18 protein-coding genes and 1 tRNA gene are annotated in these 26,663 nt (G+C 72.3%); 8 read left to right on the top strand and 11 right to left on the bottom strand.

Features of this window, described 5'->3' with window-relative positions; all coding sequences use genetic code 11:
• Window positions 1-23: 23 nt before the first annotated feature.
• The 3 genes from ABD987_RS41855 to eccD all read right to left on the bottom strand — a co-directional run bounded on the left by ABD987_RS41855 (window position 24) and on the right by eccD (window position 3,281).
• Entirely contained in the window at window positions 24-368 is a 345-nt protein-coding gene (locus ABD987_RS41855; protein WP_345408074.1) for a WXG100 family type VII secretion target, read from the bottom strand.
• 127 nt (window positions 369-495) lie between these two features.
• Window positions 496-1,905 carry a type VII secretion protein EccB gene (gene eccB / locus ABD987_RS41850; protein WP_345408072.1) on the bottom strand — a complete coding sequence of 470 codons (1,410 nt, stop codon included), beginning with the start codon at window positions 1,903-1,905 and terminating at the stop codon, window positions 496-498.
• Window positions 1,906-1,907: 2 nt separating this feature from the next.
• Window positions 1,908-3,281 carry a type VII secretion integral membrane protein EccD gene (eccD, locus tag ABD987_RS41845; RefSeq protein ID WP_345408070.1) on the bottom strand — a complete coding sequence of 458 codons (1,374 nt, stop codon included), beginning with the start codon at window positions 3,279-3,281 and terminating at the stop codon, window positions 1,908-1,910.
• Between the two features lie 120 nt (window positions 3,282-3,401).
• Between eccD and eccCa the strand changes: the two genes are divergently transcribed.
• Complete coding sequence (gene eccCa, locus ABD987_RS41840) at window positions 3,402-7,394, top strand: type VII secretion protein EccCa (RefSeq protein ID WP_345408068.1); 3,993 nt, start codon at window positions 3,402-3,404, stop codon at window positions 7,392-7,394.
• 530 nt (window positions 7,395-7,924) lie between these two features.
• On the opposite strand, the gene ABD987_RS41835 is transcribed toward eccCa, so the two are convergent.
• A complete protein-coding gene (locus ABD987_RS41835; protein ID WP_345408066.1) occupies window positions 7,925-9,067 on the bottom strand; it encodes a S8 family serine peptidase in 1,143 nt (380 codons plus the stop codon).
• Between the two features lie 145 nt (window positions 9,068-9,212).
• On the opposite strand from ABD987_RS41835, the gene ABD987_RS41830 reads away from it, so the two are divergent.
• Both ABD987_RS41830 and ABD987_RS41825 read left to right on the top strand, forming a co-directional pair.
• Window positions 9,213-12,509 (top strand): right-handed parallel beta-helix repeat-containing protein, encoded by a 3,297-nt coding sequence (locus ABD987_RS41830; RefSeq protein WP_345408064.1) that lies wholly within the window; start codon window positions 9,213-9,215, stop codon window positions 12,507-12,509.
• A 175-nt stretch (window positions 12,510-12,684) separates the two neighbouring features.
• Window positions 12,685-15,093: a helix-turn-helix domain-containing protein gene (locus ABD987_RS41825; RefSeq protein WP_345408062.1), complete on the top strand. Its 2,409-nt coding sequence runs from the start codon at window positions 12,685-12,687 to the stop codon at window positions 15,091-15,093.
• A gap of 9 nt (window positions 15,094-15,102) precedes the next feature.
• On the opposite strand, the gene ABD987_RS41820 is transcribed toward ABD987_RS41825, so the two are convergent.
• Window positions 15,103-15,675: a sigma-70 family RNA polymerase sigma factor gene (locus ABD987_RS41820; protein WP_345408060.1), complete on the bottom strand. Its 573-nt coding sequence runs from the start codon at window positions 15,673-15,675 to the stop codon at window positions 15,103-15,105.
• A 300-nt stretch (window positions 15,676-15,975) separates the two neighbouring features.
• Window positions 15,976-16,049: transfer RNA gene (locus ABD987_RS41815), tRNA-Ile, on the bottom strand.
• 280 nt (window positions 16,050-16,329) lie between these two features.
• Between ABD987_RS41815 and ABD987_RS41810 the strand changes: the two genes are divergently transcribed.
• The gene (locus ABD987_RS41810) at window positions 16,330-17,541 is read left to right on the top strand and encodes an alginate lyase family protein (RefSeq protein ID WP_345408058.1); all 1,212 of its coding nucleotides are present in this window, start codon (window positions 16,330-16,332) and stop codon (window positions 17,539-17,541) included.
• Window positions 17,542-17,736: 195 nt separating this feature from the next.
• Here the strand turns inward: ABD987_RS41810 and ABD987_RS41805 are convergent, their stop codons facing one another.
• A complete protein-coding gene (locus ABD987_RS41805; protein WP_345408056.1) occupies window positions 17,737-18,150 on the bottom strand; it encodes a histone-like nucleoid-structuring protein Lsr2 in 414 nt (137 codons plus the stop codon).
• Between the two features lie 418 nt (window positions 18,151-18,568).
• Here ABD987_RS41805 and ABD987_RS41800 point away from each other — a divergent pair, with 418 nt between their 5' ends.
• The gene (locus ABD987_RS41800) at window positions 18,569-19,003 is read left to right on the top strand and encodes an ATP-binding protein (RefSeq protein ID WP_345408054.1); all 435 of its coding nucleotides are present in this window, start codon (window positions 18,569-18,571) and stop codon (window positions 19,001-19,003) included.
• A gap of 12 nt (window positions 19,004-19,015) precedes the next feature.
• Here the strand turns inward: ABD987_RS41800 and ABD987_RS41795 are convergent, their stop codons facing one another.
• The 3 genes from ABD987_RS41795 to ABD987_RS41785 all read right to left on the bottom strand — a co-directional run bounded on the left by ABD987_RS41795 (window position 19,016) and on the right by ABD987_RS41785 (window position 22,759).
• Entirely contained in the window at window positions 19,016-20,746 is a 1,731-nt protein-coding gene (locus ABD987_RS41795) for a serine/threonine-protein kinase (RefSeq protein ID WP_345408052.1), read from the bottom strand.
• Between the two features lie 49 nt (window positions 20,747-20,795).
• Window positions 20,796-21,989: an LppP/LprE family lipoprotein gene (locus ABD987_RS41790; RefSeq protein WP_345408050.1), complete on the bottom strand. Its 1,194-nt coding sequence runs from the start codon at window positions 21,987-21,989 to the stop codon at window positions 20,796-20,798.
• Between the two features lie 110 nt (window positions 21,990-22,099).
• Entirely contained in the window at window positions 22,100-22,759 is a 660-nt protein-coding gene (locus ABD987_RS41785; protein WP_345408048.1) for an SMI1/KNR4 family protein, read from the bottom strand.
• Between the two features lie 201 nt (window positions 22,760-22,960).
• Between ABD987_RS41785 and ABD987_RS41780 the strand changes: the two genes are divergently transcribed.
• The 3 genes from ABD987_RS41780 (at window position 22,961) to ABD987_RS41770 (ending at window position 25,608) form a co-directional block, all read left to right on the top strand.
• Entirely contained in the window at window positions 22,961-23,848 is an 888-nt protein-coding gene (locus ABD987_RS41780; protein WP_345408046.1) for a lysozyme, read from the top strand.
• 116 nt (window positions 23,849-23,964) lie between these two features.
• Window positions 23,965-24,420, top strand: a complete 456-nt coding sequence (locus ABD987_RS41775; RefSeq protein WP_378214256.1) for a MarR family winged helix-turn-helix transcriptional regulator — start codon at window positions 23,965-23,967, stop codon at window positions 24,418-24,420.
• A gap of 87 nt (window positions 24,421-24,507) precedes the next feature.
• Window positions 24,508-25,608 (top strand): NAD(P)/FAD-dependent oxidoreductase, encoded by a 1,101-nt coding sequence (locus tag ABD987_RS41770; protein WP_345408042.1) that lies wholly within the window; start codon window positions 24,508-24,510, stop codon window positions 25,606-25,608.
• A gap of 11 nt (window positions 25,609-25,619) precedes the next feature.
• Here the strand turns inward: ABD987_RS41770 and ABD987_RS41765 are convergent, their stop codons facing one another.
• On the bottom strand, window positions 25,620-26,351 hold the full coding sequence (locus ABD987_RS41765) for a dienelactone hydrolase family protein (protein ID WP_345408040.1): 732 nt from the start codon (window positions 26,349-26,351) through the stop codon (window positions 25,620-25,622).
• Window positions 26,352-26,663: the final 312 nt, after the last annotated feature.

Genomic DNA, 26,663 nt, shown 5'->3' with positions numbered 1-26,663 from the left:
CGCTGGTGTGAATGGTGCGCTGGTCAGGAAACGATCGCGTTGAAGACCCGGTCGCTTTCACCGCCGGTGAAAGCGTTTTTCGAAAGCAGTTCGATGTCGTGCTCGACGGAGTTCATCTGCTGGTCGCTGATGCCGACCAGCTCGCCGATCTCGTCGAGCGAGTTGACGATGCGGTGGTAGTCGCTCATCCATTCCCGCAGGTTGGTCAGGAACGTCTGCGCGGCGACGCCCTGCCACTCACCGTGCAGTTCGCCGGCGATCCCCTCGACGTTGACCCCGATTCCCTTGCAGGTGTCGAGACACTCCTGGATGGCCTGATAGCCACCTTTCATCCCGGAGTCGGTCTTCTGGAACTTCGGTGCGTTCATCGATCGTCCTTCCCGGTGACCGGCGGGGAAAACGCCGCCGTCGGACTGGTGCGGCGTCCATCACACCAACTCCCGGCCACGGGAACCATGCGGAACCACCGGCAGAACTGGCCCACGGTTCCTCCGGTCAGCCACCGCACGCGGCCGAGGGCGGCAGCACCGCGCCCCCGTCACGCAGTGACGACGGATCCAGCGGGGCACCGGTCGGCAGCAACGCCAGCAGCGTCGTCGGCAGTCCGACCGGGACGGCGGATCCGTAGCCGAGTGCCTTGACCCCCTCGGGCGGCACGGGATACTTCACCCCGGTGTCGGTCACCAGGTACCGGGCGTCGCCGACGCGGCCCGCCGCGGTGGCCGGGGTGACCAGCGCGCCCGAGCCCGGCCGCACCGCGATCCGGTCGACCCGCGTGCACGGCGCGGCGATACCGGGCTGGCGGGCGGGCTGGGTACCGTCCTCGGTCAGCCGGTCGGCCACCACGAGGTGGGTGCGCGGCGTGGCACCGGCCGGCGTCACCACCGCGCACAGTCCCTGTCCGTTGTGGAGCGTCACCGCCTTGGGCGGCTTCGCCGGCGGCGGCGGTTCGGCCTTCGACAGGTGCTCGCTGACCACCCGCCCCGGCAGCGGGGCGACGGTGACCTCGCCGCCGCCGTACGCGGCGCGGCGGATCTCCGGGTCCGCGGTCAGCAGCCGCGCGTCCAGTTCGGAGACCGGGGTGAGCCCGGCGCCGGTGAGCACGTACCGCTGGGCGGGCTCGCCGGAAACCGTGTACAGGCGGCCGATCCGCGAGTCCGCCGCGCCGAGCGCGGGCCCCGGGGTACCGAGCCCGGCGATCGGCGGCGGACCGAAATCCGGGCCGGGCGGCAGCGCGTCCAGCAACGCCGTCGGCGCCTTCACCGGCTGGAGCACGCCGTCCAGTGCGTCGAGCGCGCCCCGGTCGGTCGCCACCCGATGCCGCCTGCCTTGCCACAGCAGGGAAGTCACCCCGTCCGGGGTGCCGACCACCACCGCCTCGTCCGCGGTCAGCGGCCGGGTGGCGCTGGTGGCACCAACGCGCAGCGTGGTCAGCCCGGCCTGGTCGCGGCCCGCGGCGGAACACACCTCCCACGGGTCGGCGGCGAGCGCGGGCAGGGCGTCGGGCGCGCCGATGATGCCCAGCGGGTCGCCGCGGGGGACGTCCGCCAGCGACGCCTCCGCGACGTGCTTCACCGCGAGCTGGGTGCCCGCCACCAGCTTCGCCGAGGCGAAGTTCAGCACCGGCAGCAGTTTTCCGCCCGCGTACAGGAATCTCGCCCCGGACCCGTCGCCGACGACCAGCGCGCCCTCGCGCTTCCACGCGGTGTTGCCGCCCGGGGAGATCAGGCCGAACACCAGCAGGCCGACTGCGGCGAGGGTGGCGATCAGCCCGCCGATGGTGCTGCCCCGGTAGGTCCGGTGCAGCGGGCTTTCCGGCGCGTCCGGGTCGACGCGCAGCAACGCCGAGGACAGCCGGCCCATCATGAACCGGTGCGCCTGGACCTGATCGGTCTTGGAGTTCACGTTCAGCCCCCGATACCGCGCAGGAAGGCGAACGCTCCGAGCAGCCACAGCGCCAGCGGCAGCAGCGACAGCGTCGCCAGGCTCTCCAGGATGTCGGCGAGCCTGCCCCACTGCGGCAGCAGCCTGCGGCCGGGCAGTGTCCAGCGCGCCACGATCAGCACCACGGCGAGCACGAACAGACCGGCGCCGAACACCAGCGGCCGCGCCGTGTCCCGTTCCGCGGCCAGCAGCAGCCGCAGGACGCCGTACCCGCCCGGCACGAGGACCGACAGCCGTTGCCAGACGCTGCCCAGCGCCCGGCCGTGCACCAGCAGCAACGCGCTGAGCACCGCGCCGAACGTGGTGGCCTGCCAGGACGGGTCGCGCACCACGAACTCGAGCACCACCGCGCAGGCGGCCCCGATCGCGGTGAACAGCGCCGTCACGTACGCGTCGGCGATCCGGCCCTTGCCGACGACCTCGTCGCCCGCGTGCGGCTCCAGATCCTCCTGCAGTTCCTGGGCGTTGGTGGGCAGCGCGGGCAGCCGCAGGCCGGCCAGCCGGAAGGCGATCCGCGGCACGAAGGCGCCGATCAGCACGGCGAGCACCGCGACGATCGTCGCGGAGCCGGCGGCGCTCGCGCCGCCGATCATCATCACCGCCCCGCCGGAGGCGCACAGCAGCCCGAAGGTCGCGACCGACACGAAGACCGGGGCGGCCCCCGCCACCGCGGCGAGGCCGAGCGCGGCGGCTCCCGCGCCCGCCACGCACGCCGCCAGTGTCCGCGCGCCGGTCAGCACCTCGCCCGGCGGTCCGTGCGGGACGAGGAACCCGGCCAGCCCGACGAACGGGATCGCGGCCAGCGCCAGCGCGAGCGCCGCGGCGGGATCACCGAGCGCGCGGGCCGCGGTCGCCGAGCACACCAGCAGGAAGAGTGCCGCGAGCGCGGCGGCGAGCAGGGTCGGCCAGGTCGGGGGCGCACCCACCAGCAGCCCGAAACCCAGCGCGACGACGGCGAGGACACCACCGAGCAGCACCCGGCGGGTCGCCTCCTGGTTCCAGGAGTCCGGGCGGGCCCGCGCCTCGGTGGACAGGCCGTCGATGATGTCGTCGAAGTGGACGGTCGGCAGTTGCTCGCGGCGGGGCCGCAGGTGCAGGGTCTCGCCGTCGCGCAGGTTCAGCGAGTCGACGCTGGATTCCTGGTCCAGCGGGGGTTCCCCGAGCCGCTGCAGGATCCAGCCGTCGTGGTCGACGCCCGCCTCGGCCAGGTCCTGGCCCGCGTAGCCGAGGATCGTCGGCATCAAGTCGATCAGGGGGATGTCGGCCGGTACGGCCAGTTCGAACCGGGTGGAAGGGGCACGGACCGCGAGCTTGCACAGTCCGGAAGTGGTCGCCATGGCACACGCCTTCGGTCGGCGACCGACGCACGGCACCGCAGTGAACCGTTGCGTGGTCGGATTTCGTCACCTCTTACGGAGCTGCCACCACAGCGCGTCCGAAAGGGAAGGAATCCGGGGTTGAGTGTAATACTGTTCCGCAAGGGGGCGCGCCGGACCGGACCGGAGATGCCCGAGGGCGAGCTGAGCATCCAGGAACCGCCCACACTGCCGGAACTCCAGCGCAGTGCCGGCGCGATCATGATGTACCTGCCGATGGCGCTGTCCTCGACGGCGACGGTCATGCTGTTCGTGCGTCCCGGCGAAAGCGGCGCCTTCAGCTATCTGGCCGCCGGGCTGATGACGGTGTCCTCGATGGCCATGCTGATCGGCCAGCTCGGCCGCAGCGCGGGGGAACGCAGGCAGAAGCTCAACGACGCCCGCCGCGACTACCTCCGTTATCTTGCCCAGTCCCGCCGCAAGGTCCGCGAGGTGATCGAGCACCAGCGCGAGGCGCTGGCCTGGCGGCATCCGGATCCGGCGTCGCTGTGGTCGCTGCCGGGCACGTCGCGGATGTGGGAGCGGGAGGCGCAGGACGACGACTTCGGCGAGGTGCGGATCGCGCTGGGCCCGCAGCGGCTCGCCTGGCGGCTGAATCCGCTGTCCACCAAGCCGGTGGACGATCTGGAACCGCTTTCCGCGCACGCGCTGCGCCGGTTCATCCACGCCTACGGCACCGTGCCCGACCAGCCGGTGGCGGTGTTCCTGCCCTCGTTCGCGCGAATACTGGTGCGGACCGCCGCGTCGCGGGACTCCGCGCGCGACGGGGCACGCGTCCGCGCGCTGGCCCGGTCGGTCATCGCCCACCTGGCGACCTTCCACTCGCCCGCGGAACTGCGGATCGTCGTGCTCGCCTCACCCGAGCGGCGGACGGCGTGGGAGTGGGTGAAGTGGCTGCCCCACACCCTGCACCCGAACGAGACCGACGGCGCGGGCGAGGCCCGGCTGGTGCTCGAGTCGATGACGGAGCTGGAACGGGCGCTGGGCGAGGAGTTCGCGAGCAGGCCCTCGTTCGACCCCGACGCCATGCCCGACAGCCACGAACCGTGCGTGATGCTGTTCGTGGACGGGGTCACCGTGCCGCCCACCTCGCGGCTGGCCACCGACGGCTACCGCAACACGACGGTGCTCGACCTGTCCTCCGCACTGTCCGAACAGGACGATCCGCAGACGCTGCGGCTGCGCTTCGAGGACGGGACGCTGAAGCTGATCACGGTCGACCAGCACAACAAGGAGGTGCTGGGCGATCTCGGGCGGCCGGACGGAATCGGCGTCAACACCGCGGCCGCGCTGGCGATGCGGCTCGCGCCCTACCGGGTGGGCGCCCGGCAACGGTCCGCCGAACCGATGGCGGCCAACTTCGACCTGACCGCGTTGCTGGGCATCCAGGACATCCAGACCCACGACGTGGCGGCGGGCTGGGCGGCGAAACGTCCCGGCGGCAGGCTCCGGGTGCCGCTCGGCGTCGGCCCCACCGGCGCGCCGGTCGAGCTCGACATCAAGGAGTCCGCGCAGTCCGGGATGGGCCCGCACGGCATGCTGATCGGCGCGACCGGTTCCGGCAAGTCGGAGCTGCTGCGCACCCTCGTGCTGTCGCTCGCACTCACGCATTCCTCGGAGATCCTGAACTTCGTCCTGGTGGACTTCAAGGGTGGCGCCACCTTCCTCGGGCTGGACGGGCTGCCGCACACCTCGGCGGTGATCACCAACCTCGCCGACGAGGCCGCGCTCGTCGGCCGCATGCGCGAGGCGCTCAACGGCGAACTGGTGCGCAGGCAGGAACTGCTGCGCAAGGCGGGCAACTACAGCTCGGCGCTCGACTACGAGCGGGCCCGCGCGAACGGCGCGCCGCTCGCGCCGCTGCCGACGTTGTTCCTGGTGGTGGACGAGTTCAGCGAACTGCTCTCGGCCCACCGCGACTTCATGGACCTGTTCATCATGATCGGCAGGCTGGGCCGCAGCCTCGGCGTGCACCTGCTGCTGGCCTCGCAGCGGCTCGACGAGGGCCGCATCCACCAGCTGGAATCACATCTGTCGTACCGGATCGGCCTGCGTACGTTCTCCGCGATGGAAAGCCGCGGCGTGCTGGGCGTGCCCGACGCCTACCAGCTGCCCTCCGATCCGGGGAACGGGTTCCTCAAGAGCGGCATCGGCGCGCTGGACCGGTTCAAGGCCGCTTACGTCTCCGGGCCGCACCGGGTCGCGCGGCGGAACGTCGAACAGGCGGTGGTGGCCCGGCAGATCGTGCCGTTCACCGCGAAGTTCACCGTCCGCCAGGACCCGGAACCCGAGGTCGTCCCGGAGCAGACGCCGGAGCCGGAGCCGGCGGGATCCGTGCCGAGCCTGCTGGAGCTGGCCGTCGAACGGCTGCGCGGCAGCGGTCCGGCCGCGCACCAGGTGTGGCTGCCGCCGCTGGACGCGCCGAGTTCCCTCGACGAACTGCTGCCACCGCTGCGGATCACCCCCGAGCACGGCCTCTCCGCCGGGGAGTGGCCCGGCCGCGGCAGGCTGACCGTGCCGATCGGCCTGGTGGACCGTCCGTTCGAGCAGACGAGGGACCCGCTCGTGGTCGACCTGTCCGGCAGCGACGGGCACGTCGCCGTCGTCGGCGGGCCGCAGAGCGGCAAGAGCACCACGCTCCGCACCCTCATCGCCGCGCTGGCGCTCACCCACAGCCCGGCCGAGGTCCAGTTCTACTGCCTCGACTTCGGTGGTGGCACGCTGACCGGCCTGCGCGACCTGCCCCATGTGGGCGGGGTCACCGGACGCCTCGACCTCGAACGCATCCACCGCACGATCGGCGAGGTCACCGCCCTGCTGGCCCGGCGGGAGCGGTTCTTCACCGACCACGGCGTCGACTCGATCGCCACCTATCGCCGCAAACGGGCGGCGGGCGAGTTCGCCGGGGAACGGCACGGCGACGTCTTCCTGGTGGTGGACGGCTGGTCCACCATCCGCCAGGACTTCATGGACCTGCTCCCGACCTTCGCCGAGCTGGCCGCGCGCGGCCTCAACTACGGCATCCACCTGATGATCGCCTCGGGCCGGTGGAGCGAGATCACCAACGCCGTGCGCGACCTCGCGGGCACCCAGCTCGAACTCCGGCTGGGCGATCCGGTCGACTCGGTGATCAACATGCGCGCGGCGGCGAACGTGCCGAAGATCCCCGGCCGCGGCCTGACCGACAAGGAGCTGCACTTCCTCACCGCGCTTCCCTCGATCGACGGCGCGGCGGGCGAGGTCACCGAACACGTGGCGGCGCTGGTCGAGCGGATCGCCTCGGCGTGGTCCGGTCCGTCCGCTCCCCCGGTCCGCATGCTCCCGCCGGTACTGGACCGGGCCGAGCTGCCCGCCCCCGACGGGGACGTGCGGCTCCCGCTGGGGCTGGACGACCAGCGCCTGGAACCGTTGTGGCACGACTTCGAGGACAACCCGCACCTGCTGGTGGTCGGCGACGTGGAAACCGGCAAGACGAACGTGCTGCGGCTGCTGATCGACGGCATCACCGGCCGTTACAGCCCACAGGAGGCCCGCGTCATCACCGTGGACTACCGCCGCGGTCTCTACGACGCGGTGCCCAAGGAGTACCAGCTGGGCTACGCGGTCTCCGCGGACTCCGTGCAGGAGCTGATCGACGGCGTCGCGCGCGCCGTGCAGACCCGGCTGCCGGGCCCGGACATCACGCCGGACCGGCTGCGGCGGCGCGACTGGTGGTCCGGGCCGCGGGTGTTCGTGGTGATCGACGACTACGACATGGTGGCGTCCTCGTCGAACAACCTGTTCCAGCAGCTGTTCGACGCGCTGGCGCAGGGCACCGCGCTCGGCCTGCACGTGATCGTGACGCGGGGGGCGAACGGGATCGGGCGCGGCTCCAACGATCCGCTGCTGCGCCGCCTGGTGGAGGTCAACACGCCCGTGCTGCTGTTGTCCTGCCCGATGTCGGAGGGCATGGTGTTCGGCGGTGTCAAGCCGCGCACGCTGATCCCCGGCCGCGCGCAGTACGTCACCCGGCGCGCGACGACCCTCGTCCAGACCGCGCTCTCCGCCCACGAAGCCGCGCTGACCACGAAATGAGCGGTGCCGTTCGCGAGTCCTTTGTGGACGCAAACAGTCCGCGCCCCACCGGCAGAACGGTGGCGGGCATTTCTGCCGGTGAGACTGCGTGGTCCCGGGCGGCCCGATTGTCTACTTTCGACTTGTCGCCCCCCTGGCGGCGAGGAGCAGGCGGTGACCGATACCCCCGGCCGCCCCGGCTCCGCCCGACAGGCCAGCCCGTTCCCCCGCACTCCCGGCAGCGCCCCCCGAGCTCACCGGGGACGGGGAGCGGGCCGACCGGCGCCTGGTTTCCCGGAGTCCCCCTGCCCCGGGAAACCAGGCGCCGGTCATCCATTCACCCGGCACAGCGGCGAATCGGTGCGGGCAGGGGAAAACCGGGACCGCGAGCTCCGGTGCCCTGGGGCTGTGCCCGGTTGTGCCGAGGGACGCCTTAAGTGCGTCCAACGCAGCGAGGGACGCCCTTGGCGCGTCCAACGCACCCGGGGCGTCCCTCGGGCACTCGCCGTGCCCCTACCGGGAAGACCTCGCCGGGCCGCGGCTTCCGCCGGTCATCCACGAGGTTCCTGCCGCCCGGCGCGCCAGCCACGACGGCGCCCCAGCGGCACGACGACGGCCGCCGCGGCGAGCAGGCCGACGGCGAGCACCACGGCCGACACGACCGCTCCCGCCGCTTCGCGGGCCGGGGCGGGATCCGGGGCGGCCCGCACCATCACCGGCTGCCGCGCGCTCACGGCACCGTCCGCCGCTCCGGCGCCCGTCACGGCGGCGAGCGGATCGACCACGGCGACCCCGGACTGCGGGTACGCGGTTTCCCGCAACCGCCGGAGAATCTCGGCGGAGGTCACCTCCGGCCGGTACGAGCGGATCAGCGCCGCCGCGGCCGCGACCTGCGCGGCGGCGAACGCCGGCCCGGCCCCGGCCACCTGACCCCCGCCGGGTCCCGTGCCCACCACCAGGTTCCCCGGCGCCGCGAGCGATCCGGCGACGGCCTTCGGCGAGGACTTCGCGTCCGGTTTCCCGTCCGGCCCGACGGCGGTCACCGCCAGCACGCCGGGGAACGCGGCCGGATAGTACGGCCCCGGCGCGGTGTCCTGCCTCGGCGCGCCGTCCGGACCGGCCGCCGCCACGACGAGCGCGCCCGCCGCCACGGCACGGTCGACCGCCTGCCGCAGCACCGGGTCCGCGTCCGTCGTCACCGGACCGACGCAGATGATCCGCGCGCCCGCCGCCACCGCCGCGTCGAGTCCCCCGGCGATGCTCGCCGCCGTCGCGACGCCGAACCTGTCCGTGCCGCGGGCCGCGAGCACCCGCGCACCGGGCGCGAGACCGGCGGGCCCACCGTCCTTTGTGGCCGGTGCGGCGACCAGGCCGGCGAGGACCGTCCCGTGTCCGACGCAGTCCGTCCCGGCGTCGCCGAGGACCCCGGCGGGTACCGCCGAGGTGTCCGCCCCGGTGTCCACCACCGCGACGGTGACCCCGGCACCGGTGGCCAGTGGCCACACCCGATCCGCGCCGAGATACGGCAGCTGCCACGGCACCTGCGCGACCTTCCGGCCCGAGGAGGGCGTACACGGCTGCCCGGCCCGCAGCGCCTGCGGGATCCGCGGGAGCTCGGTCTCCTGCGCGGCGGCCACGCCGCCGGGAAGCAGGAGCGTGAACGCCGCGCACGCCACGGCCAGCTGTCGCCTCATCGTCCCAGTCCAGCACGCCGCGGTGGGCCCGGCCACGAAGAACCACCGGCAGGATCGGCCGCCGAGTGAACCGTATCGGGTACGCGCCGCGTTGTCCGGTGTGGAGCCGTGGGCTCCACACCCACGAACGACGAGGGGAGCGCTCGTGTCACGGCACGTGCTCACGGTGGACCGTGATCAGGGGTATCGCACCATTTCGGCCGCGTTGCAGGACGCGCGCAACGGCACGGTGATCTCCGTGCTGCCGGGACGCTACGACGAATCGCTGGTGGTGACCAAGGTGGTCACCATCGCGGCCAGCGAAGCGCGCGGAACCGTGGAGGTGGTGGCGCGGGAGGGCAGCGCGGTCCGGCTCGCCGCCGAAGCCGTCAAGCTCACCGGCCTGGTGTTGCGGGGCCAGCATGAGGACCTGCCCGCGGTGGACGTGGCACGCGGTCAGGCCGCGGTCGAGGACTGCGAGATCGTCGGGTCCTCATGGACCGCGGTGCTCGCCCACCACTCGGGTTCGCTGGCGATGCGGGGCTGCCGGGTGAGCAATCCCGGTGGCGCGGGCATCGTGGTCACCTCGCCCGCGCCGAGCACGATCGAGGACTGCGTCGTGGAGCACGTGCTCACCTCGGCCGTGGTGATCGCCGAACGCGGCAACCCGATGGTGCGGGACTGCACCCTGCGCCACGCCAAGGGAAACGGCGTGTGCGCGAACGGCCAGGCACAGGGCACCGTCCAGCACTGCGACATCTCCTCGACCGACCGGCCCGGCATCGCGCTGGAAGAGGACAGCGCGACGAAGGTGCTCGACACCACCGTGCGCGACACCTCCAGCGGCGTGTTCATCAGCACCCACTCCTCCCCCGTGCTGGAGGAGTGCCGGACCACCAACACCACCGGCGACGGGATCACCGTGGCCGACGGCGCCGACCCGGTGCTGCGCCGCTGCCGCACGGCACGGACCGGCGGCGTCGGCGTCCGGGTCACCGGACGTTCTCGCGGTACCTTCGAGGACTGCGAAGTGTCCGACGCGAACGGCACCGGCATCCACGTGGACGAGGCGAGCGGCCCGGCCTTCAACCGGACGACCGTGCGCGGCGGCGCGGCGGAGGGCCTGGTGGTGACCGACGGCGCGACGGCCGAGTTCGATCGGCTGGAGATCCGGGACGTGGCTGGCCATGGGGTGCTGGTGCGGGCCGCGGCCAATCCGTTGCTGCGCCGGGCGTCGCTCAACGGCTGCCGGGGCAACGGCATCGAGGTCACCGGGAACGGCCGCGGCCGGGTGGAAGACTGCGAGGTACGCGACGCCGGCAGTGCCGGGCTCAGCGTCTCCGAAGGCGGAAGTCCTTACGTCAGCACACTTCGGGTCTTCCAGGCGGGCCGGTCCGGGGTGCTCGTCGGGCCCGGCGGCGTCGGTTCCCTGCGCGACTGCGAAATCGCCGAAGCCGGGGAGGACGGCGTGCTCGTGCGGGACGGTGGGGAGCTGATGCTGTCCCGGTCCACCGTCCGGCGTTCCCGCGGGCACGGCGTGCTCGTGGAGGCCGGCGCGCGGGCGAAGCTGACCGCCGACGAGGTCAGCGGCAATCGCCGGGACGGCGTCCGGATCGAGTCGGCCGAGGCGGTGAGCGTGGTGGACTGCGCCGCCTCCGACAACACCGCGAGCGGGCTCCGGGTCACTGTGCCCGGCGCCCGGTTGTCGGTGGAGAACCTGACCAGCAGGGCCAACGGCGCCCCGGACACCGACGGCACCACCGCGGCCGTCGAGGAGGTCGCCGCGATCGCCGAACCGGGCGAGGCGGCCCAGCAGGCCGAAGCGGACGGCGGACCACTGGCCAGGCTGGAGGAACTCGTCGGCCTCAGCGGCGTCAAGCACCAGGTGAAGACGCTGGTGAACCTCAACAAGATGGCCCGCAGGCGGGAACAGGCCGGCCTGGTCGCGCCGCCGACCAGCAGGCACCTGATCTTCGCCGGCCCGCCCGGCACCGGCAAGACGACCGTCGCCCGGCTCTACGGCAGCATCCTCGCCGAACTGGGCGTGCTGCGCGAGGGTCACCTGGTCGAGGTCGCGCGCGCCGATCTGGTCGCCCAGATCGTCGGCGGCACGGCGATCAAGACCACCGAGACGTTCACCAAGGCCCTCGGTGGCGTGCTGTTCATCGACGAGGCGTACACCCTGAGCGCGCAGGGCAAGGGCAGCGGGCCGGACTTCGGCCGCGAGGCCATCGACACGCTGGTCAAGCTGATGGAGGACCACCGGGACGAACTCGTGGTGGTCGCCGCGGGCTATTCGCAGGAGATGTCCTCGTTCCTGCAGTCCAATCCCGGGCTGGCGTCCCGGTTCACCAGGACCATCGAGTTCGAGAACTACGACACCGACGAGCTGGTGACGATCGTCGAGCGGATGTGCACCGCCCACCAGTACCAGGTGCCCGAGGACACCAGGAACACCCTGTCCGTCCACTTCGGACAGATGGAGCGCGGCGAGGACTTCGGCAACGGGCGGACCGCGCGCAAGGTGTTCGAGGAGATGGTGGACCGGCAGGCGTTCCGCCTCGCGAACGAACCGGACGCCGACGAGCAGAGCCTGTCGCTCCTGCTGCCCGCCGACGTCCCCGGCGACGCGGCGGCGAGCACCCCGGAGGGCGACGAGGACACGCTGACCGCGCTGCGGACGAAACTCGACACGATGATCGGCCTGACCGGGGTGAAGGACGCGATCAACGACCTGGTGAACCTGATCGCCACCGCCCGGCAGCGGCGGCGGGCCGGGCTGCCGGTCCCGGCGATCAGCAACCACCTGGTCTTCGCCGGCGCGCCCGGTACGGGCAAGACGACGGTGGCGAGGCTCTACGGGGAACTGCTCGCCGCGCTGGGCGTGCTGCGCAAGGGCCATCTGGTCGAGGTCGCGCGCGCCGACCTGGTCGGCCGCTACGTCGGGCACACCGCCCACCTGACCAGGGAGGCGTTCGAATCCGCGCGCGGCGGCGTGCTGTTCATCGACGAGGCGTACGCGCTGACCCCGGCGGGCGCCACCGGTGCCGACTTCGGCCAGGAAGCCGTCGACACCCTGGTGAAACTGATGGAGGACCACCGCGACGACACGGTGGTGATCGTCGCCGGCTACACCGCCGAGATGCGGGCGTTCCTCGCCTCGAACGCCGGTCTCGCCTCGCGGTTCTCCCGGCACATCGAGTTCGAGAACTACACCACCGACGACCTGGTCACCATCGTGCACCGGATGGCCTCCTCGAACGGCTACGAATGCGCCCCGGAGACGGTCGTCGCGCTGCGCGCGCACTTCGGGTCCGTGGAGCGCGACGCGGCCTTCGGCAACGCCCGCTACGCCCGCCAGGTGCTGGAGATCATGATGACGCGGCAGGCCGGACGGCTGAGCACGGCGGGCGCGCCCACCGTCGCGGACCTGCGCCTGCTCTCGCCCGCCGATCTCCCCTGACACCGGCGGCGAATCCCCTGCTCCGCCCATCCCGGGGCAGGGGATTCATTGCCGCGCAAGCAAGTCGGTGACATTCCGCCATCGGGTGTTCAGCACCGGCATGGCAGGATTGGCCCGGCGCCGGGCCCGCACGGCCGTCGCCGCGCAGCCGTCGCCGAGAGGAGCTCTTGACAGCGTGGACAGGACCGCGTTCGGAGACTTCCTCCGCTTCTACCGGCTGCGTATCCCGATCACCCAGGAGGAACTGGCCGAGCGGACCGGGATCAGCGTGCGCAGCATCAGCGACATGGAGCGCGGCCGGGTCCGCACCCCGCAACGACGCACCGCGGAGCTGCTGGTCCAGGGACTGGGCCTGACCGGAAGGGAGGCCGCCGACTTCACCGGCGCCGCCCGCGCCGGACGACGCCCGGCGGGCACACCGGAGGAACCCGCCCCCGCCGAGGCCCCTCGTCCCGTCGTCCCCGCCGGCCTGCCACCCCATCTCACCGAACTGACCGGGCGGCAGGCCGAACGCCAGGCTCTCGACGACGTCGTGGCGGCCGCGGCTTCGTCGTCCCGGCTGCAGGTCGCGGTGCTGCACGGGCTGCCGGGTGCCGGCAAGACCGCGCTGGCCGTGGACGCCGGGCACCGGCACGCCCACCGCTTCGCCCACGGCTGCCTGTTCCTCGACCTGCGGGGCATGGATCCCGAGCCGCTCACCCCGGACCGGGCGGTCCACCGCCTGCTGCGCGGGTTCGGGCTCGACGAACGCCAGTTCCCCGCCGATCCCGACGACCGGCTCGCCCTCTACCGCTCCCTGGTGCACGACCGCGAAGTGCTGCTGATCCTCGACAACGCCGCCAACGAAGCGCAGGTACGTCCGCTGCTCACCACGAGCCCCGGCTCCATGGTGCTGGTGACCAGCAGGAACACTCTGGCCGGGTTGAACGCGCGGCACCGGCTCGCACTGGAGGTGCTCTCCGAGGACGCGGCGGTGGACCTGCTCGGCGTCGTCGCCGGGGAACGACGGGTACACGCGGAACCGGACGCGGCGCGCCGGGTCGCGAAGCTGTGCGGCGGTGTCCCGCTCGCGCTGCTGATCGCGGGCAACCGGCTGGCCAGCCGGTTCCGGTGGACGATCGCGCACCTGGCGGACCAGCTGGAGAACGAGCGGCGGCGGCTGTCCGTGCTCACCGCGGGCGATCTCCAGATCCGCACCGCCTTCGAGCTGTCCTACCACCATCTGGCACCCGGCACCGCCGGGGTGTTCCGGCGGCTGGCGCTCGTGCACGGCCAGGAGGTCTCCGCCGAACTCGCCGCGGTCGCCGCCGGCCGTCCGGTGGACGAGGTCGAAGCGGCACTGGAAAAACTGGCCGAGGCCAGTCTCCTCGGTTTCGGCGGGACGCCGGGGCGGTACACGACGCCCGATCTGCTGCGCGTGTTCGCCAAGGAACGACTGGAGACCGCCGAGCCAGCCGAGGACGTGCGGGCGGCGGGCGACCGGGTCCGCGACTGGCTGCTCACGGTGGCGACGAAGGCGGCCCAGTTCTTCGACCACGACCGGGCGGAGGTGACGATCACGGTCGACGGGCCGGATCCGGTGCATGACCGGGAATCGTCGGGACAGTGGCTGGCACGGGAGCAGTCCCACTGGCGCGCGGCGCTGCGCTCGGCCGCGGCGCTCGGAGCGCACGAACAGGTACTCGACCTGGCCAAGGCGATGCACTGGTACTCGGATCTGCGCGGCACCGGCCCGCTCTGGTGCGAGGTGTTCGGCGCGGGCGCGGCGGCGGCCGAGGCGCTCGGCGACGTCCGGTCGGCGGCGGAACAGCTGAACTACGTGTCGTGGGCGCACTACGCGCTCTGCGGGGATCCGCACACCGCGCTCGAGGCGCACACGCGCGCGGTGGCGGCCGCGACCGAGGCGGGCGACCTGGTGGCGGAGGCCTGGGCGTGGTACTACGGCGCGGCCATCACCCGGCGGCTCGGTTCCCCGCGCGAGGCCGCGCTCCAGTGCAGGCGTGCCGTGGACCTGTTCGAGCGGGCGGGGTACCCGAACGGCCAGTACCTGGCACTGTCCCTGCTGGGCTCCATGCTGTACACCCTCGGCGAGTTCGGCGAAGCCGTGGCCGCGCAACGGCGGAGCGAGGCCTACTACCGGGGCTGGGGCAGCGGGCCCGGCAACGACGAACTGCTGTCGATGGTGCTGACCCGGCTCGCCGAGGGCGTCGCGGCGGGCGGGGATACCCCCTCCGCGCTGCGCCTGCTGGACGAGGCCGAGTCACTGTTCCGCAAGCACAGCGCGACGTTCGCGGTGGCGAAGACCCAGCACCTGCGCGGCCGGATCCTGGTCAAGGCGGACCGCTTGGGCGAAGCCGAGGAACAGCTGCTGTCGGCGCTGGCCGAGGCGCGCTGGTCCGAAACCAAGATCGAGATCATGATCGACCTGGCCCGGCTGACCGAGGCCGCGGGCAGGCCCGACGACGCGAGGCAGCACCGGGTGCGCGCGCTCGCCGAATGCGCCCGGTACGAGACGCCGCTCGCCAGGAAGATGGGCCACGAGCTGGCCGCCGAACTCGGTGTGGCGGTCCCGGAATCGGCCTGAGCCCGCCGATCACCACCCCGCCGCGGTGACGCCGTGGCAGGCCAGTGCCTCGGCCATGGCGATCCTCGCGTGGTGCACCCGGGACTTGACCGTCCCCACCGGCACCCCGATGGCCACGGCCGCGCGCTGCCGGGTGTTGTCGAGCCGGTAGACCTGTTCGAGGGCTTCGCGCTGCATCGGCGTCAACCGGGCCAGGCCCTCCTCGACGACGCACCGTTCGACGACCTCGTCGGCGAAGTCGGATCCGCCGGGCAGGAGGTCGAAGTCGTCGTCGCCGAACACCACCGGCCGGGCGTTGTCCCGGCGGGCCCAGTCGACGATGAGGTTGCGGGCGACCGTGAACAGCCACGGGCGCACCGATTTTCCTTTACCGGCAAGGGTTTCACTGTTGCGCCATGCCCGGAAGAGGCACTCCTGCACGACGTCCTCGGCGCGGTGCGGGTCGGCGGGGAGCAGGCGGCGGGTGAACCGCAACAGGTGTTCCCGGTGCTCGGCGTGCAACGTCGCCAAGAAGGCGTTGCCCTCGGCTGACGGTGCCCTGTCCGCCAGCGAAGTCACCTGAGTGCCGCGATGGCCTGCCACGCCGACCTCCCTGCCTAGTTGGCGTCCTTGGCCTCAATTTCAGCGGCCGGAGTGCCTCGCGGCCATGAGGAAGGACCGGCAGAAGTGGACATCGAGACGTTCTTCCGGTCCGCCCACCCGATTCACGGCCACACGTAGCGCGGAAACCGCCAAGCGTTAGGGACAACCAGAACGAAGACGTGAGAACCACCGCAGGCGACCCGCGTTGCGTGCTGGGGGTCCGGGGGTTATCCCCCGGGTGGAATCGCCACCCGATCCCGGCGAAGTCGCGCAGCGACGAGCAGGATCGAGCCGATCGGGTGGGCCGGGTCGGGCTCGAACCGACGGCCAAGGGATTATGAGTCCCCTGCTCTAACCAACTGAGCTACCGGCCCCTCGACGGGACATCACGGCGCCATTCGCTTTCGCACAGATGCCCCAGTTCGTTCCAAGTTATCACAGCGCGGGACCCCTCCCGGCGCGACCGGCGAAACAGGCCCGAGCCCGACGGCGGGCCACGGCAGCCGGACAAGGCGCGCACAGCAGGACAGGCCAGACATCTGACCTATTATCGACGTTTTCGCACGTGAGACGCCACCGATCACTAGATCTCCCCCATTAGTCCGATGTATTTTGGCGGTCCGCGCCGCACCACCTCACGACAAGGGAGAAACCATGGGGCAGCCACGCCCGCACCGGTTCCACCGCGGGCACATCCTCCTGTGGGCGGCGGTGCTCGCGCTGATCGTCACCGGCTGCGTCGTCGCGACACGTCCGGCGGCGATCGCGCGCGCCGCGGCCTTCACGCACCCCGGAGTGTCCGACACCAGGCAGAGTCTCGACTTCGTCCGGCAGCGGATCGACGCGGGCGCGGAGCCGTGGAAGTCCGCTTTCGCGCAGCTGAAGGCGAGCCCGCTGGCCTCGCTGGACCGCACGCCGAAACCGAGGGCGGACGTCCAGTGCGGATCCCGGTCGAAGCCGGACATCGGCTGCACCGACGAACGGACCGACGCGCTCGCCGCCTACTCGGACGCGCTGATGGCCTACCTCACCGGCAACGACGCCTACGCGGTCAAGGCCGCCGGGATCATGGACGCCTGGGCCACCACCATCACGAAGCACTCGCTGAGCAACGCGCCCCTGCAGACCGGCTGGGCCGGGGTGTCCTGGGCCCGCGCGGGCGAACTCGTCCGCGCCACCTCGAAGTCGTGGCCCGCGGCGAAGCAGGCGCGGTTCGCCACCATGCTGCGCGAGGTGTATCTCCCCACGCTGCTGAAAGGCTCGCACGCCAACGGGAACTGGGAACTGATCATGACCGACGCGGCCGCCGGGATCTCGGTGTTCCTCGACGACCGCGCCTCCTACGACACCGCCGTGAAGACCTGGCGGGGCCGCGTCCCCGCCTACGTCTACCTCGGCTCGGACGGCCCGCTCCCGAAGGCGGCCCCCGGTATGCCCGACGACCGGGACAAGCTGATCAAGTACTGGTACGGCCAGACGAAGTTCGTCGACGGCCTCGCCCAGGAGACCTGCCGCGACTTCGGGCACACCGGCTGGGGACTGGTGGCCGCGAGCCACGTCGCCGAGACGGCGAAACTGCAGGGCGGGCCCGATCTGTTCGGCGAGATGCGCGACCGCGTGGTGGCGGCGCTGGAGTTCCACGCCCAGTACGACCTCGGTGCCGCGGTGCCCTCCTGGCTGTGCGGCGGCAAGGTGAACAAGGGCGTGGGGCCGGTGCTCGAAACCGCCTACAACCGCTACCACAACCAGCTCGGCGTCCCGATGCCGAAGACGGCCGCGCTGCTGGCCCGCACCCGGCCCGCCGGTACCGACAATCACTTCCTGGCCTGGGAAACGCTGACCCACGGGGACAACCCGCGGGCCTGAGCCGGACGGCGGCCATTCACGCTAACGGGTGAATCGACATCCCACGCGTCATGCGCGCGTGGCCCGGCCCCTCTCTGTTGCCGTGGTGGTACCCCGGCCAGGCAGCCCCCCGACTGGCCGGGGTACCACCATCGACTTCGGGCGCGCGCGGAACGGGCCCCGGACCGAGGGTCCGGGGCCCGTTCCGCGCACACCTCACGCCGAGGCGGCCTTCTTCCGGGAGGCCCGCTTGCGCGGCGCCTTCACCGGCTCGGGCTGGGCCTCGGCCCGCTCGAACGCCTCGACGACCTCACGCGGGATCCGCCCGCGCTCGGACACCTCGTAGCCGTTGTCCAACGCCCACGCCCGGACCGCGCGGGACCGCTCCCGGTCGGCCTGCGAGACCGGGGCCGGGCCCGCGGCCGACTGGCCGACGGCCAGGCGGACCTTGCGGCCGCCCACCCGCCGCGAGGCCGCGAGGAACGGGGCCAGCCCCTCCCGCAGACCTTCGGCGTTGTCCTCCGACAGGTCGATCTCGTAGTTCACACCGTCCAAACTGAACGGAACGGTCTGGCTGGCTTCGCCACCGTCGATGTCGTCCGTCATCTGGACAACGACCTTCTGCGCCATTGTTTCTTCCTTCGAGCTCGAACCCGCCCGGGCACGTACCACCCGGGACACGCCGCGCAGCCTAGTCCTTCCCCCGGCGGGAGGGCGCAGGCTCCGCCGGTTCGGCGCGTCCGGCGCGTCCGGTGTGGACGGTCGGCGGTTGCGCGGGGCGCACCGAACCGATCCAGAACGGATTTCGCGAGCACGGAATTCTTCTGTCCACTGTAGATGGTCGAATCGCTCCGGAGCGGCCTTCGCGCCGGTGAGGGAGCCGCACCACCGCTTCGCCGTCGCGGAAAGGGAACGCGCCGGCGGGGCCGTCACCCCACCCGGCGCGGGGGCCGCGCGGCCGGGGCCGGATTGATTTTCGCCGTTCTGGGTATATCCCCCATGGTGCCTCTCCAGCCGAGGGCACGCGTCGCCGGAGAGGAGTACCGCCATGACCCTGGCCGAAGACGTCCTTCCGGGCACCTGGGTGATGGACCTGCGGGACGCGTCGGCACGCACACTGGCCGAGATGCGCGCGTGGGCCACCCGGCAGCTGACCGGCCTAGGCGCGGTCCACCGCGGTGACGTCCTGCTGGTCGCCACCGAACTGGTGGCCAACGCCTTCGAGCACGGCGGCGGACCCCGGCACATCCAGCTGTGGCGGTCGGTGCGGCCGTGCGGCGTGCGGATCGAGGTCGCCGACCTCACCTTCCGGCAGCCGATGATGGCGCTGTCCGCGGCCGCCGACCCGCGCGGGCGCGGGTTACTGCTGGTGGACCGGCTCGCCGCCTCGTGGGGCGTGCGGCAGGACCCGCGACGGGCGGGCAAGACCGTGTGGGCGCACGTGCCCTGCTACGGGAACGGCCGCTGCGCGCCGAGGTCCTGAACGGGCACGCCCTCACCGGTTCCCGGGGTGGTTCAGCGGCCCCGCCGAATCGGCGGCGGCGCTCGCGGCGGCCGTCAACGCCGGTTTGGCGCTGCTCGCAGTCGTCAGATTGATGTACAGCGCGTTCGATTCGATCAGGTAGCGGTGGGTCCGGCGGGTGTAGCCACTGCGGGTCGCGCGGCTGGTGTCCTTGTCCTCGTCACAGATCTCGGCACCGGGTCCCTTACCGGGGCACATGACGCCCCAGGAGCCGGAATCGTAGGCCTCGTAAGCGGTTTTGGCGGTCTGCTCGTCCTTCATCGGCACGACCCACACCATCGCCAGTATCCGGCCGGAGTCGTCCACGTACGTCGCGCCGACGGCCTTGTCACAGCCCGAACGGCGCAGCAGGTCCCGGACCCGCTGGCTCAGGTACTGGGTGACACAGTCGCGGACGCCCGCGCTCTTCCGGGTGTAGTGCACGTTCTTGTCGTCGGTGAACGAATCCGCGAGCAGCGCCGAGGTCGTCAACGGGGTGGTGTCGCCCGCCTCGCGGTCGAGGTCCGCGGGCCGGGCGGAGGGAGTGGTGGCCCGCGTACGGGTCGGGGTGGTGCGCGTGGGGGTGGTACGCGGCGTGCTCCGCTCGGTGGTGGACGGGGTGGCGGTCGCCGAGGAGGTGGCCGAGGACCGGTCGAAGAGCTGGGACGCGAGGTGGCCGACGGCGCCACGGGTGACGAGCAGGGTCACCAGGCCCACGACGACGAGCACGGCCACCACGCCCGCCGTCCGTCCGGCGGAAACACCCTTCGCCGGTCCGCCCGGCCGCTCCGGCGGCTTGGGCGGCTTGGGCGGCTCGGTGATCTCTTCGAACTTCTTGGTCTCCTTGGCCGTCCGGTCAAGCTTTCCGGTCCGCTCGGCGGGGTCGTCCAGCTTCTTCGTCGACGACGCCGTCAGCAGCGCCCGCGCCTCGGTGAGGTCCGGGCGCCGGCCCGGATCCTTGTCCAGCAGCCGGGTGATCAGCGTGGCGAGCGCCCCGGCGTGTTCCGGCGCCGGCGCGTCCTCCAGCAGGACCGCGGTCAGGGTGGCGGTGGGGGTGCCGCGGCGGAACGGGGAAAGTCCCTCCACCGCCTGGTACAACGTCACCCCGAGGGAGTAGAGGTCGCTTTCGGCGAGTCCGTCCTCGCCGTTCAGCCGCTCCGGGGCCATGTACTCGACCGAGCCGATGAGCGTCCCGGTGCCGGTGATGGTGGTGTCGGCGTGGTGGACGGCGATGCCGAAGTCGGCCAGCAGCGCGGTCCCGTCCTCGGCCAGCAGCACGTTCGCCGGTTTGACGTCGCGGTGCACGATCCCGGCCCCGTGCGCCGCTTCGAGCGCGTCGAGCAGCTGCCCGGCGACCCGGACCGCGTCCTCGGCGGGCAACGGCCCGTCGGCGAGCCGCTTTTCCAGCGACTGCCCGGTCACCAGCCGCATCACGATCCACGGGACCCCGTCCTCGACCACGACGTCGTGCACGGCCACCACGTGCGGATGATCCCGCAGCGCGGCGGCGTTGCGGGCCTCCCGCTCCGCCCTGGCCAGCCGTTCTTCCCGTTCGTGCGCGGGCATCGCGGGCGAGAGCCAGACCTCCTTGACCGCGACGTCGAGGCGCAGCGTCTCGTCGTGCGCCCGCCACACCCGTCCCATCCCGCCGAAGTCCAGCGTCCCGACGAGCCGGTACCGGCCGCCGATCACCCGGCCCGGCCCGGTTTCCTCCGCCTTCACCACCCGCCGACAGTAGGCCGCGGCCGATGACATCCCGATGACACGCGCCCGTTCATCGTCTGCTCACCACCGCGCGCGGGTCGTCGGACGGGATCGGGTCCAGCGGCACCAGCCGGGTCCCGTCCCAGAGGTAGCGGACCGTCGCCGCGCCCGCGGTCGGGCAGCACCGCGGATCGCCGACGTGAAAGAGGACGTAGGACAACGCGACCGTGTCGTCCGTCGACCACATCTCGGTGATCCCCGCGCTGGCGCCGGAGGTGTCGGTACCCAGGTAGCCCCGCGCGTCGTGGAAGAAGAACGCCCGCTGATCCTGGCCGTCGGCGGTGTCCGCGCGTACCCCCACGATCACGTGCAGGCCGTGCACCGGCTGCCAGCTCGTGTTCGGTGCGGGCCGATATCCCTTGCCCCGCACCAGTTCCTCGGCCGTGTCGGACGCGCTGACCGGCTCCGCCGGCGCGGTGGTGGTCACCGTCGGCGGGGGCGGGACGGTGACCGTCGACGTCGGTGGCGGGACCGGGCTCGCCGTGGACGGGACCGGGACCACCGGCTCGCGACCGGCGGGCGGACCGGACGCGGCGGCGGGCGAGGGCGGCTCGACGCGCGCCCGCGCGGCGGCGCCGAACAGCGCGACGAGTCCCAGCACCGCGAACACCGCCACCACGGCCGTGCCCACCAGCGGGACCGACTGACGGCGCAGCGCGGACCCGGCGGGCGGACCGGCGCCGGGCACCGGCAGCACCGCCGCGCCGGTGAGCACCGCCGCGCCCGCCAGCGCCAGCCACGGGCCGGCGCCGACCCAGCCGGTCGGCACCGCCTCGGACATCGCCACCAGCGCCAGCGTGCCGACGAGCAGCGTGCTCCCACCCAGCAGCCCCGCCGTCACGCGGGCGGCGGTCCCCCTGGGCAGCAACGGCCCCGACACCATGGCCACCACGCCGATCACCAGGACGGCGACCGGCGCCAGGACGACCGGCAGCGCCGCGCCGGGCAGCGGCGGGCCGACCAGGCGCACGGTGCCCGCCGAGGTGCCCCGCAACCAGGGCAGCACCGGGGACAAGGCCACCAGCACTCCCCCGGCGAGCAGCCCGGCGCCGGTCGCGCCGCGGCGGAACGCCCCGCCCTCCGCCGCGGCGGGTGGCGGCGGGTGGCCGCACCACGGACAGGCGACCGCGCCGGGCGGCAGCGCCCGCACACACGACGGGCACACCGGGAGCGCACCCGAAAACCCTTGCCGGGAACCGATCATGGCGGCCTCCCCTTCGTCGTCCGCCACGCAGTCGCCCGAATCCGCGAGGGTGTTACGGGCCAGGACTCCCGGCGCGGGCCGCGCGACCTGGCGTTCGGGCCCGAACGAAGTCAGGACCGGGCGCCGAGCTGCGCCAGCGCCCCGGTGAGCCAGCCGTCGTACCAGGCAAGGAAATCCGGTACCGGGCCCAGGTACACCGGGGCGAGCGGAAGGCCGGACACCCCGGTCGGATTCCTCGCCGGGCGCCAGGTGTCTTCCCAGTTGTCCCACACGCTTCCGGCCAGTTCGCCCGTGGTGACCAGCATCGACTGCCCGGCGCAGCCCTGCCTGCCGATGGCGATACAGCCGGGCGACTCCATCGCCGCCGCCGCGGCCGGACCGCCGCCGGAGTCCGGCTCGCGCAGCCAGTCCCGCCATTCCCGGTGAAGACGGTCCGCGTCGGCACGGGTGAACGGGAAATCACCGGCCGGGTCACGATCTTCGGGCTCGGTCACCAGGTCGGCCATGCCAAGCAGCCCGTAGTAGGGACCCGCGCCCGCGCCGACCCGGCACAGGAAGTCGCGGTAGCCGGGCGGCAGCGCGACACCGAGCGCCGCCTCCACCGCGGCGATCTCGGTCCCGGACAACGGGCGGCTGCGGTAGCCGTGCCCGTCGGCGCCGAAGACGGCGAAGGCTTCACGCCGTCCTCGCGCCTGCCCCAGAGCCTTGGCTCGGCCGTCTTCGAGCACACGCAGCCGATCCAGCTTGGCCGCCAGGGTCGCGATCTTCACCTCGCCATTGTGCTGGAACCCGAAGCTCCCTCGGGTGAGTGAGGCCGTTCGACGGTATTCCTGGCCGGTTCCGGCCAGGAAACGGGCAATCCGCCGAAACGCCGGTAATGAAATCACCTGACGTAGTCACAATGCGTCGTTCGGCAACGGATGCGCCGGTGGCCGGGACCAGGCCGCCGCGAGCGGACCGAAGGGACGATCATGACATTCGCACACCCACGGAGATGGCGGGCCCTGCTCGGCGCGGCCGCGCTGATGGCGGTCGGCGTGACCGCACCGGCGACCACGGCGTACGCGGCGCCGCCCGGCGAGGCACCGCACGCCACCGGGACACCGCTGGACCCGAGCGTGTCCCCCGCGCTCGCCGAACTGATCCGGCGCGCCGATCACCCGATGGGCTCCCAGATCCGCGCCCACGAGCGCGCCGGCGCCACACCCCGGCGCGACACCGCGGCCGTGCCCGGCGTCCAGGACACCGTGTCCGGTATCGACGTCAGCGGCTGGCAGGGCAATGTGGACTGGAACTCCCAGTGGGGGCAGGGAAAGCGCTTCGCCTACGTCAAGGCCACCGAGGGCACGGACTACACGAGCCCGTACTTCGCGCAGCAGTACAACGGCTCCTACGACGTCGGCATGATCCGCGGCGCCTACCACTTCGCCCGGCCGGACGTGTCCGGTGGCGCGGCACAGGCGGACTACTTCGTCGACCACGGCGGCGGCTGGTCGCGGGACGGCAAGACGCTCCCGGGCACCCTCGACATCGAATGGAACCCCAACGGCGCCGCGTGCTACGGCTACGGGCAGTGGGACATGATCGGCTGGGTCAAGGACTTCAGCGACCAGTACCACAACCGCACCGGGGTCTGGCCGGTGATCTACACGGCCACCTCGTGGTGGTCACAGTGCACCGGCGACCTGGCCGGGTTCAGGACCACCAACCCGCTCTGGGTGGCGCGGTACGCGGGCGATCCCGGCCCGCTGCCCTTCGACTGGGACGTGTGGACCTTCTGGCAGTACAGCGACAGCCCGATCGACCAGGACGTGTTCAACGGCGCCTACGACCGGCTGGTCGCGCTCGCCCTCGGCTGAGCGGCACGGGTTCGTTCCCGGACCGCGGACCGGGAACGAACCCGGAAGTTCGTCCTGCGAACTGTAAGGCGCGAAAATGTTAGGCTGCGCACATGGGCGAAAACACCGAAGGCCGGATGGGAGTGGTGACCGCGCTGGTGCGGTCCGCGTTCCTGGTGAACGCCGTGTATGCCGAATCGAGCCGGGAACACGGTCTCACCCCCCAGCAGGGGCAGCTGCTGTGCGTGTTGATGGCCCGGCCGTACGGCATGGGCGAGCTGGGCACCACCCTGGGACTGGCCAAGTCGAGCCTCACCGGCCTGGTGGACCGGACCACGCGCAACGGACTGGTCCGGCGCGAACCGGACCCGGCGGACTCCCGCGCGGTCCGGGTCGCCCTTACCGGCGAAGGCAGGCAGCTCGCTGCCGAGTTCTACGCCGAGACCTGCCGCCGGGTCGCCGAACTGCCCGCGGGACTCGGCGAGACCGACCGCGAAACGCTCGCCGCGCTGCTCGGCCACGTCGTGCTGGACAACGAGGTTCCGGTCGTCTTCCTGGAACCGGCCACGGGAGCGAGTGGCCGGAGCCACTGACCACGCGCCTTTCGAGAGTACTTGCAGTTCGTGTAGCGAACTATTATGGTTCGCTACACGAACTTCAATTCTCTGGGAGGCTGTGTCATGAGTCGTACGGTCGTCGTCATCGGCGGCGGTTACGGGGGTTCGGCGGTCGCCAAGGCGTTGGACGCCGACGCGGACGTCGTCCTCGTCGAGCCACGCGACGCGTTCGTCAACGCGGCGGCGTCGCTGCGGGCGCTGGCCCGGCCCGACTGGGCACCCGCCATGTTCTTTCCCTACGACCGGCTGCTCGCCAGGGGCAGGGTGCTCCGCGACCGCGCGAGTTCGGTGGATCCCGGCGGCGTCACGCTGGCCTCGGGCGGACGCGTCGACGCGGACTTCCTCGTTCTCGCCACCGGCTCCGCGTACCCGTATCCGGCCAAGCCCGAGGCCGAGACCGCGGAGGCGGCGCTGGAGCATCTTCGCCGGACCCACAAGGAACTGGCGGACGCCGAGCGGGTGCTGATCGCCGGCGCCGGACCGGTCGGGCTCGAACTGGCCGGGGAGATCAGGGCGGTCTGGCCCGGCAAGGACCTGACCGTCGTCGACCCGGCGGCGCGGCTGTTGCCCGGTTTCCTGCCGGAGGTACGCCAGGACCTGCACCGCCAGCTCGACGCGGCACGCATCGGGCTGCGGCTGGGCACCGGGCTGGCCGCGCCGCCGGCGACGGACCCCGGCCGGGCCGGGAGTTTCACCGTCGCCACCACCGGCGGCGAGGAGATCACCGCCGACATCTGGTTCCGCGCCCACGGTGTGCGGATCGACAGCGGCTACCTCGCCGACGGCCGCCTCACCACCCGCACACCGCGCGGCGAGGTTCCCGTCACCGAAACGCTGAACGTCCGGGGACACGACCACGTCTACGCGGTCGGCGACCTCACCGCCCTGCCCGAGGCCAAGATGGCCGCGCACGCGATGCGGCACGCCGAGGTCGTCGCGGGGAACATCGCCGCGCGGCTGCGGGGCGAACGGCCGACGGCCACCTACCGGCCCTCAGCCGAGCCCATGATCCTCCTCCCGATCGGCTCGCGGGGCGGTGTCGGCCAGATGCTCACCCCGGACGGCCCCGCGGCCGTCCCGGCCGCGACGGTCGCCGAGTACAAGGGCGCCGACCTGTTCACCGGCCGCTTCGCCGAGCAGTTCGGCACCGTCCGTTCCGGATGAGGCGGGCGGCCTCACTTCAGGTGCCGGGCGAAGAACCGGCTCCCGGGTTCCCCCTCGAACGACGGGACACCGGTGTGCCCGCCCATGTTGGCGTGCAACGTCTTCTCCTTGGCACCGAAGGCGTCGAACAGGTCGAGGGCCAGCTGCCGGTCGTTCCCCTCGTCGTCCCACTGCAACAGGACGTGCAGCGGAATGGTGACCTGCCGGGCCTCCTCGAACATGCTGCGGGGCACGTAACTCCCGGCGAACAGCAGGGCGGCCGCGACGCGTGGTTCGACCACCGCCAGCCGGATGCCGACGGCGATCACCCCGCCCGCGTACCCGACCGGCCCGCCGAGCCCGGGCAGTGGCAGGAGGGCGTCCAGGACCGCCTGCCATTCCGGGACCGACTTTTCGACCAGCGGGAGGATGAGCCGGCGCACGATCTCGTCGTCGACCGGCACACCGGCCTCCACCGCCCGGCGCAGGTCGGCGCGGGCCTGTTCGACGGCGGCGGACCGGGGCCGGTCACCGGTCCACGGGAGCTCGATGGTGGCCGCGGCGAAGCCCTCCGCCACCGCGTGTCGGGCCCTGGCCACCAGCCTCGGATACATCCGGCGCGTGCCGCCGGGGTGCCCGAGCAGAAGCAGCGGGGCCGGCTCGGACGCGGATCCGGACGTCCACAGGATGCCGGGGACCTCACCGAGGGTGAATTCGCGCTCGAGGACACCGTCGTCGAGGCGTTGTTCGGAAGTGAAGTGCATGGTCGTGCCTTTCGGGAGTGCTCGTGAAACGGCGCTCCCGGACGACCTATCGCCCGACCGTGACCCCTGAGGGGAGCACCCATGTAGTCAGGTTCACGGGTACCACCTCCTCGGTCTCTCGCACGGCCGACGGAAATGTAGCAGTGACCGCCGTGCTCGGCCAAACGGGTTTCGCGAGGCCGGGTCATGCGCCCCAATGTGGCGTTCGGTGCGTCCAACGCACCGAACGCCACATTGGGTGCGTGGAATCGGGGCCGGACGCGGAGCGTCTCCGTTGAGGGTGGCGGTGGGGGCAAGGGCGGAGCACCCAAT

Origin of the sequence: Amycolatopsis samaneae (assembly GCF_039541975.1) — a bacterium.
Classification (GTDB): Bacteria; Actinomycetota; Actinomycetes; order Mycobacteriales; family Pseudonocardiaceae; genus Amycolatopsis; species Amycolatopsis samaneae.
The sequence above is the reverse complement of the archived record's forward strand: the minus strand, read 5'-3'. Positions and strand labels throughout refer to the sequence as shown.

Excerpts from the sequence above, each read along its gene's own strand:
- ABD987_RS41810 (WP_345408058.1), top strand. The coding sequence starts at position 16,330 with ATGGGGCAGCCACGCCCGCACCGGTTCCACCGCGGGCACATCCTCCTG.
- eccD (WP_345408070.1), bottom strand. The coding sequence starts at position 3,281 with ATGGCGACCACTTCCGGACTGTGCAAGCTCGCGGTCCGTGCCCCTTCC.
- ABD987_RS41780 (WP_345408046.1), top strand. The coding sequence starts at position 22,961 with ATGACATTCGCACACCCACGGAGATGGCGGGCCCTGCTCGGCGCGGCC.
- ABD987_RS41775 (WP_378214256.1), top strand. The coding sequence starts at position 23,965 with ATGGGAGTGGTGACCGCGCTGGTGCGGTCCGCGTTCCTGGTGAACGCC.
- ABD987_RS41855 (WP_345408074.1), bottom strand. The coding sequence starts at position 368 with ATGAACGCACCGAAGTTCCAGAAGACCGACTCCGGGATGAAAGGTGGC.
- ABD987_RS41770 (WP_345408042.1), top strand. The coding sequence starts at position 24,508 with ATGAGTCGTACGGTCGTCGTCATCGGCGGCGGTTACGGGGGTTCGGCG.
- ABD987_RS41835 (WP_345408066.1), bottom strand. The coding sequence starts at position 9,067 with ATGAGGCGACAGCTGGCCGTGGCGTGCGCGGCGTTCACGCTCCTGCTT.
- ABD987_RS41765 (WP_345408040.1), bottom strand. The coding sequence starts at position 26,351 with ATGCACTTCACTTCCGAACAACGCCTCGACGACGGTGTCCTCGAGCGC.
- ABD987_RS41790 (WP_345408050.1), bottom strand. The coding sequence starts at position 21,989 with ATGATCGGTTCCCGGCAAGGGTTTTCGGGTGCGCTCCCGGTGTGCCCG.
- ABD987_RS41800 (WP_345408054.1), top strand. The coding sequence starts at position 18,569 with ATGACCCTGGCCGAAGACGTCCTTCCGGGCACCTGGGTGATGGACCTG.
- ABD987_RS41805 (WP_345408056.1), bottom strand. The coding sequence starts at position 18,150 with ATGGCGCAGAAGGTCGTTGTCCAGATGACGGACGACATCGACGGTGGC.